Below are 13376 nucleotides of genomic sequence, written 5' to 3' on the forward strand. Positions count from 1 at the left end.
GAACGTGAACCAACGACGCCCGGCACCTGCTCACCGACGCGGGCCGGCACCAGCTGGCAGCAGCCGACAGCTTGAGACCGCATCCCCCCGACGGGGGTCGTCCCTTTGCGCAGTGGGCTTCCGGCGCAGGTAGAGGGGCCTCGCCGGGTTCGGCCGGGCGGGACGCCGGGCCGAAAGTCAGCGGATCGTCAGCGAACGTCAGCCGCACCCGATCGGCGTAGTTCTCGGGCGTGTGCGTGTAACGATTCAGCGTCGTTGACGCCTTCTCGTGCCCCACGACCCAGCGCACGATGTTGACGGGCACCGTCCGTCACGAGCCACGTGATGTACGAGTGCCGCAGGTCGTGGAACCGCAGCCCGCCGAACGCCGAGGCCGCCACGTGCGCCACCGCCGTCGCCTCGTCGGCAAACTCCGCCTGCTGCTCCCGGCCGTCCCGGTCCGGCCACGACGCCACCCACCGGCCCGGCGCCACCTCGGCCACCCACCCGAGCAGCCCGGCCCGCACCAACGACGGCAGCCACACCCGCCGCCGGAAGGTCGACCGCCGCTGCGCCCCACCGTCCCGGTCCGCGAAGACCAACGCTCGCCCGTCCGGCACCGCGGCCCGCGCCGCCGACGCAGCTCGTCGACGAGGAACGGCGGCATCGGCACCGTCCGCACGCCGGCCCGCGTCTTCGGGTACGCCCGCAGCGCGATCCCGCCGTGGGTCTCCACCGCCACCTGGGCGACGTGCAGCAACCCCCGATCGAGGTCGACCGCCTCCCACGGCAGGCCCGCGCACTCACCCCAGCGCAGTCCCGCCCCGGCGGCGGCGCAGACGATCGCCCGGTGTTCGGCCGGCACGGCGGGCAGCAGCCGGCCGAAGAACGCCTCCCGGCTGATCGTTCCAGCGCGAGCCTCCCGCGCCCGGTTACGCGGCACCCGCACCCCTACGCACGGGTTCACCGCGATCAGGCGCGCCCGAATCGCCGTCTGCATGATCATCGACAGCAACCCGAGATGCTTCGCCGTCGTCGACGGCGCTAGGGTCCGGCCAAGGTTGGTAACCCACTCCTGTACCGCCAGGTAGTCGATCCGCGCCAACGGCCAGTCCGCCCACTGAGGCAGCAGGTGAGCCCGCAGCATCGACTGCGCCCGTTCGGCCGTCCGCGCCGCCACCAGCGGCTGTTCGTAGCCGGGCGGTGTCAACGGCGCCGCGCAAGCGCGGCGCACCGGCGGGCTGCGGTGCGCTGCTGGCGGCCTCCGGCCGGCATCGCGCGCCGCAGCCCGCCGCACCAGACGGCGGCTGTCCAAGTGGCCGAAGCTGGTAGCTGTGTGCTGCCGCTACCGTGATGCCCGTGACGACCTATGAGGCGGGCGCAACGGCCGTGGACATCCTGCTCGCCAGCGTGGCTGTCGCTCTGGTCGGGTGCGCTGCCTGGTTGGTCATCTACACCCGGCGCGCGTCAACGGTTCGGCTGTTCGGGCGGACCGTGCATTACCCCCGGTTGTGGGCCGCAGGGGCAGCGTGCACGGGCTTTTACGTTCTCCTGGGGCTAGGAAACCTCACGGAGGTCACGCCCAGCACTTGGCGCACTCCGAGCCGGTGGATCGGCGCCGTGCTGTTACTGGCCTCGTTGGCCCTAATGGTCACCCGCTGGGTCCTTGATTCTCGCGCGAGGCGTCGGAATGGTCGTGAGCAGCAGATTAGGTCGTGACGAGCGCCAGCGGGGCCGGTCGCCGTCGATGTCGGGGCGCTCGGCTGCCGCGCCGCTGCGCGGCTTGCCACCGTGTACGAGGACCAGGCCGCGGAATGCCGGCGTCACGCCAAGCCGCCCCCGGTCCGAGGGGCCAGGGGCGGGCAGCCGTACGACGGCGGGCAGCCGCGCCGAGGGTGTTGCCGAAAGCTAGGAGACGTCGAAGAGGCGGAGGCCGTCGTACTCGGCGAAGTCGGCGTAGTCCTTGCCGTTGAAGGTCGCCAGCGGTAGCCGGTCGACAAGGCAGCAGGCCGCGATCCAGGAGTCATTCGTCGGCCGTGGCCGCCCACGATGCTGCGCCCGCGCCTGGAGGTGCCCCCAGGTCGTCGCCACCGCCTCGTCGAAGGGAAGCAGCACGACACCAGACCGCCACCGCGCAAGTTCAGCAAGCTTGCGTGGCCCCCAACTCCGCATCGCGGTCCACTTGGTCAGCTCTCCGAGGGTCACGAAGGTGATGCACAGGGTCTTACCGGCCAGACGGGCACGGAGGCGGTCATGCAGCCTCCCGCGAAGGATCGCCGACGCTACGTCGGTGTCCAGGACTACCAGGCTCACGCGGCGCCAGCTCGGCGGGAGGCGTAGAGGTCGGCGAGGAAGTCGTCCAGCTCGTCGTCTGACTCGAAGAGGTCGGGCCGGGCCAGGTCGTCGACGGAGGCGATCGGCCGGATGCCCTGACGGCGCGCCAGCTCCTCAGCCGGTACGTGCTCAGCGGTCGGCCACTCGGGCACCTGCTCAGCGTTACTCGACGTCACAGCTCACCTCCTGCGTCTCGCGATCGTCGTCTATTCTCGCACCTCTGACGCCGAGATGCCGCACGTCACCGCCAGCCGTCAGGCATCTACGTCCGCCGTGCAGAGTACGTGCAATGATCTTGATGGCCGGGCAGGTGATCGACCCGATCGACCAGGTCAAGGCCAAGTGCGCCGGCCCACCTCAGTCGCCTTCCTAAACCGCGTGTCAGTACCGTGATCAAGAACGCGCCGCGGACTGGCCTGCGAGCGCTCCGGCCGTTTCCGGCGCGCGCAGCCTGTCATACGAGAGTCAGCGGATCGTCAGCGAATGACGTACCGCGTGATCCGACTCGATCATGCTCGACGGCACGACCGATGCGCTTTGACCACGCGGTACGGCACTTGATCACACTCCTCACTACGTCAGGTCACTTTTCCCCCGATTCGAGCCGCACAGTCGTCCGGGGTGTGCGTATAACGATTGAGCGTCGTAGACGCCTGCTCGTGGCCCATGCCCGCTGCACCGTCGGTGACCAGCCAGGTGGAGTTGGCGTGCTCAGGAGTGGGCGAGGATGGCCGGGGGACCGGTGCGGCGCTGGTAGGAGCGGGTGCAGAGGGCAAGTGAGAGGCCAAGGCCGGCGAAGGCGAGTCCGCCCACGTAGCCGACCCAAGGGGACCAGCCTTCGGCGTCGCCGACTGTGAAGCCGACGGCCGCGGCGATCATGGTGGCGAGGCCGTAGGGGGTGAGGGCCACGGCGCCCGCCCCGCCCAGGACGAGCAGTGTCCAGCGTGGCAGCCGCTCGCCCCAGGGCCGGGTCAGCGCGGTCAGCAGCAGCACCCCGCCGAGCGCGCCCAGCACGGTGAAGTCGATCCCATGCTGCTCCAGCCACACCAGCGCCTCGGGCGCACCGTTGGCGCGCAGCGAGTCGGCGAGGTCGCCTGCCGGCCGGCCAGCGTTCCCGCCGAACGCCCAGTAGGTCTTCATCAGGATGTAGGGGGTCAGCGCAGCAGTTCCGAACCAAACGGCCTTCGGGGACTTCATCGAGCTCATGCGTTGATTCCAGCGCAGCCCCGGGTCCGAAACCTCCCGCCCGGGAACCAATTGGCTCCCCCGGAAGGGGGATCAACAACGGCCGTGCGGACTTACGCGGGGCGGTGCAGTGGCGTTGTCAACCCCGAACCCCGAACCGCCAACCACGGCCGGCTGTCGCTCGACCTTCGGGGCGCCGCGGCGGGGGCGCCGCCGCACCTCGCTGCTGTCGGCGCCCGCTCAGCCCCAGATCCGCGGCGTGCCGCAGCGGGGGCTGTCGGGTCGTGGCGTTCAACCGGTTGAAGAGGTTGGTGGTGGCGATCCAGAGAACCGGAAACGGGGCGCGTCGTCGACCGCCTGCACGGCGGTGACCAGCCCTGGCAGGGCGTCGTGCAGCGGCGCGGGTCGGTTCGGGCGGTCGGCGTCGGCCCGCCACCGCGCCCGGCCGAGAAGCTCCACGAGGCCGTCGGTCAGGTGGCGGATCGTGCCGGCGACGTACGACAGGGGCCGTGCCGGGGGCGACGGACATAGCAGATCGACTCGCGCGGTGGGCGCTGTCCACAGGCGCCGAAGTTGTCCACAGGCTGGCGCCGTGGGGCGGCGTCCGGTGGCGGATCGGGGGCAGGGTCTCGGGTCAGCAACCCCGGAGCCCGACCGCTGGAGGCCGCGATGCCACCCCGTACCTCCGTCCCGCCGCACCGGCGACTGCCGCTGCTCGTCACCTCGGACGGCGACCTGCTCGACGACCTCCTCCGGCTCGCCGCAGCGGGCGGCGTCGAGGTGGAGCTCGCCGCCGACCCGGCGGCGGCCCGGACCCGCTGGCTGCCCGCCCCGCTCGTGCTGGTCGGCGCCGACCAGGCCCAGCCGTGCCTGCGGGCGCGGCTGCCGCAGCGACCACGGATGGTGCTGGTCGGCCGGTCCGGGGAGCCCGATCCCGGCTTCCAGGTCGCCGAGCTGATCGGCGCCGAGCACGTGGCCGTCCTGCCGGCCGCCGAGCCGTGGCTGGTGGACCGGTTCGCCGAGTGCGGGCCGGAGGGCGCCGATCGGGGCGTAGCCCGGATCACCGCCGTGCTGGGCGGGCGTGGCGGCGCCGGGGCGAGCATCCTGGCCGGCGGGCTCGCGGTCACGGCCGCCCGTGCCCGGCTGCGCACCCTGCTCGTCGACGCCGATCCGCTCGGCGGTGGGCTCGATCTGGTGCTGGGTTGGGAGCAGTTGGAGGGGCTGCGCTGGCCGGCGCTGACTGACGCCGACGGCCGGGTGGACGCGCCGGCGTTGGTGCGGGCCCTGCCGAGCCGGGGCGACCTGGTGGTGCTCTCCTGGGACCGGGGCGACCTGCTCGCCCTGCCCGCCCAGGCGATGGCGGCCACGGTCGACGCCGCCCGGCGGGGCCGGGACTTCGTGGTGGTGGACCTGCCCCGGCAACTGGACGACGCGGCCGTCACCGCACTCCAGGCGGCCGACCAGGTGTTCGTCGTCGTACCGGCCGAACTGCGGGCCACCGCCGCGGCCGCCCGGGTGGTGGCGGCCGCCGCACCGCACTGCGCGGCGATGTCGGTGATCGTGCGCGGTCCGGCACCGGGCCGGCTCGGTGCCGCCGAGGTGGCCCGCGCGCTCGGGCTGCCGCTCGCCGGCACGCTGCGGCCGGAGCCGGCGTTGGCCCGTGGGCTGGAGCGGGGCGAGGCACCGGCCGCCCACGGCCGGGGACCACTGGCGGCCCTCTGCCAGCGCATCGTCGCCGACCTGACCGGCACGCCCACGGCGGATGCGGCATGACCGGACCGTCCGAGGGCGACACCCTCGCCTCCCGGGTGCGGCAGCGGATCGCGGCCGCGGCGACCCCGGTCACCCCCGCCGCGATCGTGTCCGCCGTACGCGCGGAACCCACCGCTGCCGTGCTGGGCGACACCGCCCTGCTGCGGATGGCCGACCGCGTGCACGACGACCTGGTGGGTGCCGGTCCCCTCGCGCCGCTGCTGGCCGACCCGGAGGTCACCGACGTGCTGGTCAACGGCGTCCGGGTCTGGGTGGACCGGGGGCAGGGCCTGCACCAGGTCGCGGTGCCGATCGGCACGGTCGACGACGTACGCCGGCTCGCCCAGCGCCTCACCGCCAGCGCCGGCCGGCGACTCGACGACGGCTCGCCGTACGCGGACGCCCGGCTCCCCGACGGCACCCGGCTGCACGCCGTGCTGCCGCCGGTGGCGACCGACGGTCCCTACCTGTCCCTGCGGACGTTCCGGCAGCGGCCGTTCACCCTCGACGAGCTGGTACGCCAGGGGACGGTGCCCCGGCCGATGGCGCCGGTGCTCTCCGCCGTGGTGGCGGCCCGGCTGGCGTACCTGGTGACCGGCGGCACCGGATCGGGCAAGACGACTTTGCTGAACACACTGCTCGGGCTGGTGCCGTCGACCGAGCGGATCGTGCTGGTGGAGGACGCGGCCGAGCTGCACCCGCGGCACCCGCACGTGGTCGGGTTGCAGGCCAGAACTGCCAACGTGGAGGGCTCCGGCGCGGTCGGGCTGACCGACCTGGTCCGGCAGGCACTGCGGATGCGGCCCGACCGGCTGGTCGTCGGCGAGTGCCGGGGCGGGGAGGTGGTCGACCTGCTCGCCGCCCTGAACACCGGTCACGACGGCGGTGCCGGCACCCTGCATGCCAACGCCCCCTCCGACGTGCCGGCCCGGCTGGAGGCGCTCGGGATGCTCGGTGGGCTGCCCCGCCCCGCGCTCCACGCCCAGGTGGCCGCCGCGCTCCAGGTGCTGCTCCAGGTGCGCCGGGGCGAACAGGGGCGGGTGCTGGAGTCGGTGTGCCTGCTCCTGCCCGAGGGCCCGGACCGCCTGGTCGCCGCGGTTCCCGCCTGGGTACGCGGGCGCGGCCTCGGTCCCGCCGCCCGAGCGCTCGGAGCGTTGCTGCGGGAGCGCGGCGTGCCGGTGCCGCCGATCCTCAGCGAGCCGTGGCCCGGATCGGCGGGCCCGAAGTGAGCGCCCCGTACACGCTGGTGGCGCTGCTGTCGATCGCGTTGGCGGTCGTCGTGGCCAATCTGGTGGGCGGCCTTCGGAGCAGGCGGCGCGCCCTCGTGAGCGAGGCACGAGGGAACGCGTCGACCGGGGCGGACGATCCGCTCGTCCACTGGATCACCGAGCTGCGCCGGGCGTCGGAGCCGGATCTCCGCTCCGTCCCGCCGGACCGTCCCGCCGAGACGTTTCCCGGCCCGGCCGCTGTGGCGGTGCCGACCGGCCGGCAGCCAGGTGAGCTGTCCGAGGTGACCGCGCCGGCGCGCCTGCCGGCCGTCGCCCAGGCCGCCTCGGTCCGCCGGGTGCCTCCGAGCGGGCGCGGAGCGGGCGGCGCGGCGCAGTGGCCGCCGCGGGACGTCGCGGACCTGCCGTCCTGGCCGTGGCCTGCCGGTGGTCATCCCGGCCCGTCCCGACCGCCGGGACCCGCCCGACCACCCACCCGGCGGGACGCGCGACGTCCTGTCGGTGCGCCGGCTCCGACCGCTGCACCCATCCGTCGACCTGACGTACGGGCGGCCCGTTCTGCCGGTACGGGACGGCGAGACTGGTCGGGCGTGCTGACCACGTCAGCGAGGCGCACCCTGCTGCTGGTGGGGCTGGCCGGCGTCGCGGCCGGACTGCTGCTGGCCGGACCGGTGGCGGCGGTGGCCGTCGGCGCCTACGGCACGCTGGCCGCCCGCGCGCTGCTCCGACGGCAGTCCGGCCAGCTGGCGGACCGTGCCCGGCGACGTCGGCTGGACGAACTCTGCGGGCTGGCCGCCGATCTGCGGGCCGGCCTGCCGGTGCCGGTCGCCGCCGAGCAGCTCACCCTCGGACGGCCCGGAATCCCCGCCGGGACAGGTCGGGAGGGCGCGGTGCCCGGCGACGGGCGGGCCTTTGACGTCGGATCGGACACGCTGCTCAAGCCGCCCCGGCGAGCCGCCGGCAACGGCCCGGACCGGCTGGAGCGGCTGGCGCGGGCGGCCGTACGTCTCGCCGACCGGACGGGCGCGCCGCTGGCCGAGCTGCTGGAGCGCATCGAGGCCGACGCCCGCTCCACCGACCGGGGACTGGCCGCCGCGGACGCCCAGGCTGCCGGGGCGCGCGCCACCGCGTTGCTGCTCGCCGCTCTGCCGCTCGGCGGCATCGGGCTCGGCTACGGCATCGGCGTCGACCCCGTGGCGGTGCTGCTGCACACCCCCGTCGGCGGTGCGTGCGCGGTCGCCGCCGTCGCCCTCCAGGTCGCGGGCCTGTTCTGGGCCGAGCGGCTCGGCGCAACACCGGGGCGGGCGAGCTGATGCCCCGGGCGGCGCTGGTCGCGGGCTGCCTGGCGGCGGTGGCCCTGCTCGCCGTCGCGTTCCTCGCCGGCCGGCGGCCTCTGCGCCGCCTGCGCGCCCTGCGCGGGGCGCCGCCCGGCGTACGTCCGGCCGGCTCGGTTGACCGACCGGTGGCGCCCGGGACCGGCGACGAGGCGCCGGAGGGTGCCCGGTCCCGGCGCCGGCCGGATGCGATCCGGCTCGCCGCCGGGCTGGGTGGTCTGGCCGTGGCCGTCGTGGTCGGCGGCTGGCCCGGGTTGCTGACAGCCGCGCCGGCGGCGCTGCTGCTCGACCGTTCGCTGCGCCGGATCGAGCCGCCGGCCGTACGCAGGCGGCGGCTGCGGGAGGCCGCCGACCTCCCGCTCGCCGCTGACCTTCTCGCGGCGGCGATGCGGGCGGGGGCGCCGGTGGACAGGTCCGTCCTGGCCGTGGCGGACGCGCTCGACGGGCCCCTCGCCGACCGGCTCGCCCGGGTGGGCCGGTTGCTGCGGCTCGGCGGCGGCCCCGAGGAGGCGTGGGAGCCGCTCGCGTCGGTGCCGGGCGCCGAGCGGCTGACGGCTGCCGTCCGCCGCTCCTCGAACAGCGGCGGGGCGCTGGCCGGCGCGCTGACCCGGCTCGCCGACGACCTGCGCGCCGACCGGTCCACGGCTGCCGAGGCGGCCGCCCGCCGCGCCGGCGTTCTCATCGTGCTGCCGCTGGGGCTCTGCTTCCTGCCGGCCTTCATTCTCGCCGGCCTGGTGCCGGTGATCGTCGCCGTCCTCGGCGACGTGCTCTGACCCACCCTTTTAGAAAGGACAAACACGTGCGCAAACTTCTCGCCCGCCTGCGCGGGGACGCCGGGATGAACACGGCCGAGTACGCCGTCGGCACGCTTGCCGCCGTCGCTTTCGCCGGGATCCTGCTGAAGGTGCTGACCTCCGGCAACGTGCAGTCCGCGTTGACCGCCGTCATCGACCGGGCGCTCAAGTGAGCTGGCGCCGGTCGGCCGGCCGCGACCGGGGTTCCTTCACCGCCGAACTGGCGGCCGGCCTGCCGGCGCTACTGCTGCTCCTGCTCACCGGGCTGACCGCGGTGAACGCCGTCGGCACGAGGGCGGGCTGCCTGCACGCGGCCCGGGAGGCGGCGCTCGCCGCCTCCCGGGGCGAGGACGGGGTGGCCGCCGCCGGCCGGGCGGCCCCGGCGGGCGCCGAGGTCACGGTCACGGTCGACGGCCAGCGGGTCACCGCCACCGTCCGAGGGCCCGTACGCGCACTCGGCACTCGGCTGCCCAGGATCACCGTGACCGCGACCGCGGTCGCGGCGGTGGAACCCGGCGTCCCGGCGGGCCGACCGTGACCGGGCCGACCGTGACCGGGTCGACCGTGACCGGGCCGACCGTGACCAGCCCGTCAGTGCCTCGCCCCGGAGGAACCGGCGGGGAGCGTGGCGGAGCGACGGTCTGCCTGCTCGCGGTCGGGCTGGTGTTCGTCCTGGTTGGCCTGTTCGGGGCGGCCGTCGGTGCCGCCCAGACCGCCCGGCAGCGGGCCCGGGTCGCGGCGGACTTCGGCGCGCTTGCCGGTGCCGGGCAGGCCCTCAGTGGCGAAACGGCGGCGTGCGGTCGGGCAGCCGAGATCGCCGCCGCCAACGGCGGCTCATTGCTGGACTGCCGGCTCGACGGCCTCGACCTCCTGGTGACCGCGGAGGTGGCCGTCGCCCCGCTGCCCGGCCTGGCGCGGGCCGCCACGGCGACCGCCCGCGCCGGACCGGTCCGGGCTGACGAGGAGGGGGGGCTGACCAGGAGAGGGGTTGGTCAGAGGCCAGGTCGCCCGGCCAGGCGGCAAGGAGCCGGGCCGGGGGCGGGAACGCCGCCTCGCCGCCGTGATCGGGCGCTTCGCCGCCGCCGTGATCCGGCGCTTCCCGTCGCCGTGATCCGCCGCTTCGCCGCCGCCGTGATCCGGCGCCTCACGTCGCCGTCGAGCGCCGCCAGGCGTACCCCCGGGCCGGGCGGGTCAGCGTGCCTGGAGGGCGTCGAGGGCGATGGCCATCGCGATCACGAGTCGGCGGTCGATCTGCGGGTGCTGCACCTGGACGACGTACCGGTCGCGCAGGCCCCACTGCTTGATCACCGAGAAGACGGGCTGGCCGCCGGCGACGAAGTCGAAGTGGTACGGCAGCCAGGACAGCGAGTCGACGAAGCGCCGCAGCAGCGCCACCGGCATGCTGCGTTCCTGGCCGGTGATCTGCGGCAGGCCGGCCTGCTCCACGTGCCACGTGGAACGGAGCAGCGACTGGGCGAAGTCCTTGCGGAACAGGCCGATCGGGTTGCCGGCGTGGTCGGTCACGTCGTACGTGGCGCCGATGTCGAGGCGCTGGCGGGCCTTGAAGCCGAGCAGCGGCTGCTGCTTCGAGTCGTCGGTGTAGATCGTCACCTGCTCCTTGAAGGCGAGCCGCTTCTGCTGGGCGAACGCCAGCATCCCGCCTTCGGAGCCGTCCGGTGCGACGGCGTGGACCTCGTACTGGTTGACCATCATCCGGATCCGCTGCCGGATGTGGAACTGCTGCTGGGACTGCAAGGTGTCGGGCTGCATGGGATCTCCTTCGAGGGGTGGGCCGGAGTGTCGCACAGGCTCAACCGTCGCGCCGGCCCTCAGGTAGCGAGCGGCCCCCGTCGTCACCCGCGCCTTCGCCACCCCGAACCCGTCGCCGGAACCCACCACCCGAACCCACCACCCGAGCCCACCAACCGAGCCCACCACCCGAAGCCGCCGCTAGATCGCGCCGCCGGATCGCGCCGCCGGAATCCGCCTCCGCGTGGGACGGCAGCGCGCGGCGGGCTGGTCAGTTCCGGACGGCAGCGCGCGGCGGGCTGGTCAGTCCCGGACGGCAGCGTCACCCGGAGCAGCGGCGCGAAGACCCGGGGCGCCACCGGCCTCCCCGGACCGGCGGGGCGCCGGTACGCCGTCGGGCAGGTTGGCGAGCACCACGTCCAGCACCTTCACCGCGTCCGGCTTCGAGAGCGGGTTGTTGCCGTTGCCGCACTTCGGGGACTGCACACAGGACGGGCAGCCCGCCTCGCAGCCGCACTCCGCGATCGCGTCCCGGGTGGCCCGCAGCCAGGCCGCGGCCGTGCCGTACGCGCGCTCCGCGAACCCCGCCCCGCCGGGGTGCCCGTCGTAGACGAAGACCGTCGGCGCCTCGGTGTCCGGGTGCACGGCGGTGGAGAGCCCGCCGATGTCCCAGCGGTCGCAGGTGGCGGTGAGCGGCAGCAGCCCGATCGCGGCGTGCTCGGCGGCGTGCAGCGCGCCCGGCACGTCTGCCGGCTCCACGCCGGCGGCCGCCAAGGACTGCGGCGACAGGGTGAACCAGACCGCCACGGTGCGCAGTTCCCGGGCCGGTAGGTCCAGCGGGCGGGTGTCGATGACCTCGCCGGAGGCGATCCGTCGTCGCTGGTACGACACCACCTGGCTGGTCACGTCGACCTCGCCGAGGAAGAGGCCGACGGGCCCGGCGTCCACGTACGAGCGGACCGACACCACCGACAGCGACGTGACGTCCCGGGCGTGGGTGGACCAGTCCGGCTCCTCGGGGTGCACCAGCGCGCACCCGTCGGCCAGGTCGAGCGAGTCGACCACGTACGAGACGCCCTGGTGCAGGTAGACCGCGCCGGGGTGGAGCAGGAAGTGCGACGAGCCGCCGTCGACGGTGCCGAGCAGCCGCCCGGTCGCCGCCTCCACCACGCAGACCGGCGCGCCGCCCTCGCCGCGCAGGTCCACCTCCGGCCGTTCCCGGTGCCGCCAGTACCAGCCGGTCGGCCGCTGTCGCAGCGCCCCCGCCGCCACGAGCTGGTCCACCGCCTCCTTGGCCCCGTCGCCGAAGAGTTCAAGGTCAGCCGGGGTCAGCGGCGCCTCGACCGCCGCGCAGGCGAGCTGCGGGGCCAGCACGTACGGGTTGGCGGGGTCGAGCACGGTCGCCTCCACCGGCCGGCCGAACAGCGCCTCCGGGTGGTGCACCAGATAGGTGTCGAGCGGGTCGTCCCGGGCGACCAGCACGGCGAGCGCCTCCTGCCCGGAGCGCCCGGCCCGGCCGGCCTGCTGCCACAGCGAGGCCCGCGTGCCCGGGTAACCGCAGATCAGCACCGCGTCGAGCCCGATCAGGTCGACGCCCAGCTCCAGCGCGTTGGTCGAGGCCAGCCCGAGCAGGTCGCCGTGCAGCAGCGCGCGTTCCAGTTCGCGTCGCTCCTCGCGCAGGTAGCCGGCCCGGTAGGCGGCCACCCGGTCGCCGAGGCCGGGTACCGCCTCGTCGAGGGCGCGGCGGGCGTTCGCGGCGACCACCTCGGCGCCGCGCCGGGAGCGCACGAAGGCCAGTGTGCGTACCCCCTCGGCGACCGTGTCGGCGAGCAGGTCGGCCGTCTCCCGCAGCGCCGACCGGCGGACCTGGGTCAGGTCCGCCTGCTGGTCCGCGTGGGAGTCCGGCGGCAGCAGCGGCGGCTCCCAGAGCGCGAAGGTCACCCCGCCGCGCGGCGAGGTGTCCTCGGTGACGGCGGCGACGGGCAGCCCGGTGAGCCGCCCGGCCGCCGCCGCCGGGTCACCGGAGGTCGCCGAGGCCAGCACGAAGACGGGGGTACGCCCAAACCGGGCGCACTGCCTACGCAGCCGGCGCAGCACGTGCGCGACGTGCGAGCCGAAGACTCCCCGGTAGGTGTGGCACTCGTCGACCACCACGTACGCGAGCCGGCGCAGGAACCCGGACCACTGGGCGTGGCCGGGCAGGATGCCGTGGTGCAGCATGTCCGGGTTGGTCAGCACGAACCGCGAGTGCCGCCGGATCCACTCCCGCTCGGCGCGCGGGGTGTCGCCGTCGTAGCAGGCGGGGCGTACGCCCTCCAGCTCCAGCGCGGCGACGGCGCGCAACTGGTCGGCGGCGAGCGCCTTCGTCGGCGCCAGGTAGAGCACGGTGGCCCGGGGGTCGGCGAGCAGGGTGGCCAGCGCGGGGAGCTGGTAGGCCAGGGACTTGCCGGACGCGGTGCCGGTGGCGACCACCACGTGCTGGCCGTCGTACACCAGGGTGGCGGCCTCGGCCTGATGCCGCCAGGGCGCGACCACGCCGCGCCGGGCGAACGCCGCGCGCAGCTCCTCCGGCGCCCAGCCCGGCCACGGGGCGGGCTGGCCGGCCCGGGCCGGGACCCGTTCGACGTGGGTGACCGGATCGCCGCCGTTGCGGGCGCGCAGCCGGCCCAGCAGGTCGGCCGGCGATCGCCCGGGGCCGGCGCCTGCGGTTACGGTGGCTGCGGACGACGGCTCCAGGTCGTCGCGCGGCGTCGGGGGTGCCGAGCCGGAGCTGTCGGACGACGGCTTCAGGTCGTCGCGCGGCGTCGGGGGTGCCGAGCCGGAGCTGTCGGACGACGGCTTCAGGTCGTCGCGCGGCGTCAGACGCGCCGAGCTGAAGCTGTCGGAGGTCACGTCCTGCACTCTCGCACTGGTGTTCGCAGATGAAAAGCGGGGTATGGGGATGCCTTCGCCGGTGAGCAGAGCCGTATCCGGCGGGGATGGTTAGATGCCCAGGAGAGTTTACGGCTCTTGCGAGGGAGGAC

General features: G+C 74.9%; 12 protein-coding genes and 2 pseudogenes. 8 read left to right on the plus strand and 6 right to left on the minus strand.

Features of this window, described 5'->3' with window-relative positions:
• Window positions 1-188: 188 nt before the first annotated feature.
• The 4 genes from ACZ6O2_RS07000 to ACZ6O2_RS07015 all read right to left on the minus strand — a co-directional run bounded on the left by ACZ6O2_RS07000 (window position 189) and on the right by ACZ6O2_RS07015 (window position 3519).
• Window positions 189-599 carry a site-specific integrase gene (locus ACZ6O2_RS07000; RefSeq protein WP_466022272.1) on the minus strand — a complete coding sequence of 137 codons (411 nt, stop codon included), beginning with the start codon at window positions 597-599 and terminating at the stop codon, window positions 189-191.
• Window positions 600-1887: 1288 nt separating this feature from the next.
• The gene (locus ACZ6O2_RS07005; RefSeq protein WP_466022273.1) at window positions 1888-2292 is read right to left on the minus strand and encodes a PIN domain-containing protein; all 405 of its coding nucleotides are present in this window, start codon (window positions 2290-2292) and stop codon (window positions 1888-1890) included.
• On the minus strand, window positions 2289-2489 hold the full coding sequence (locus tag ACZ6O2_RS07010; RefSeq protein ID WP_466022274.1) for a hypothetical protein: 201 nt from the start codon (window positions 2487-2489) through the stop codon (window positions 2289-2291). Before ACZ6O2_RS07010 ends, ACZ6O2_RS07005 begins: the two co-directional genes overlap by 4 nt.
• A 535-nt stretch (window positions 2490-3024) precedes the next feature.
• Window positions 3025-3519, minus strand: coding sequence for a hypothetical protein (locus ACZ6O2_RS07015; RefSeq protein ID WP_350701825.1), 495 nt, complete (start codon window positions 3517-3519; stop codon window positions 3025-3027).
• Window positions 3520-4167: 648 nt separating this feature from the next.
• On the opposite strand from ACZ6O2_RS07015, the gene ssd reads away from it, so the two are divergent.
• The 8 genes and pseudogenes from ssd (at window position 4168) to ACZ6O2_RS07055 (ending at window position 9715) form a co-directional block, all read left to right on the plus strand.
• A complete protein-coding gene (gene ssd / locus ACZ6O2_RS07020) occupies window positions 4168-5271 on the plus strand; it encodes a septum site-determining protein Ssd (RefSeq protein WP_466022275.1) in 1104 nt (367 codons plus the stop codon).
• Window positions 5268-6479, plus strand: a complete 1212-nt coding sequence (locus ACZ6O2_RS07025; RefSeq protein WP_350701821.1) for a TadA family conjugal transfer-associated ATPase — start codon at window positions 5268-5270, stop codon at window positions 6477-6479. Before ssd ends, ACZ6O2_RS07025 begins: the two co-directional genes overlap by 4 nt.
• 746 nt (window positions 6480-7225) lie before the next feature.
• Window positions 7226-7789: pseudogene (locus tag ACZ6O2_RS07030) on the plus strand (hypothetical protein); the annotation flags it as partial.
• Window positions 7789-8583, plus strand: coding sequence for a type II secretion system F family protein (locus ACZ6O2_RS07035; RefSeq protein ID WP_466022276.1), 795 nt, complete (start codon window positions 7789-7791; stop codon window positions 8581-8583). The pseudogene ACZ6O2_RS07030 and the gene ACZ6O2_RS07035, both read left to right, overlap by 1 nt.
• Before the next feature lie 65 nt (window positions 8584-8648).
• Window positions 8649-8777 (plus strand): DUF4244 domain-containing protein, encoded by a 129-nt coding sequence (locus ACZ6O2_RS07040; RefSeq protein WP_208418639.1) that lies wholly within the window; start codon window positions 8649-8651, stop codon window positions 8775-8777.
• Entirely contained in the window at window positions 8774-9142 is a 369-nt protein-coding gene (locus tag ACZ6O2_RS07045; protein ID WP_350701819.1) for a TadE family type IV pilus minor pilin, read from the plus strand. Before ACZ6O2_RS07040 ends, ACZ6O2_RS07045 begins: the two co-directional genes overlap by 4 nt.
• A 26-nt stretch (window positions 9143-9168) precedes the next feature.
• A pseudogene (locus ACZ6O2_RS07050) lies at window positions 9169-9558 on the plus strand (Rv3654c family TadE-like protein); the annotation flags it as partial.
• 34 nt (window positions 9559-9592) lie between these two features.
• Entirely contained in the window at window positions 9593-9715 is a 123-nt protein-coding gene (locus tag ACZ6O2_RS07055; RefSeq protein WP_466022277.1) for a hypothetical protein, read from the plus strand.
• Between the two features lie 80 nt (window positions 9716-9795).
• Here the strand turns inward: ACZ6O2_RS07055 and ACZ6O2_RS07060 are convergent, their stop codons facing one another.
• Together ACZ6O2_RS07060 and ACZ6O2_RS07065 are read right to left on the minus strand one after the other, a co-directional pair.
• Entirely contained in the window at window positions 9796-10374 is a 579-nt protein-coding gene (locus ACZ6O2_RS07060) for an LURP-one-related family protein (protein ID WP_350701815.1), read from the minus strand.
• Between the two features lie 282 nt (window positions 10375-10656).
• A complete protein-coding gene (locus ACZ6O2_RS07065; RefSeq protein ID WP_466022378.1) occupies window positions 10657-13143 on the minus strand; it encodes a DEAD/DEAH box helicase in 2487 nt (828 codons plus the stop codon).
• Between the last annotated feature and the right edge of the window lie 233 nt (window positions 13144-13376).

It is taken from the genome of Micromonospora sp. NPDC048040, assembly GCF_055587185.1.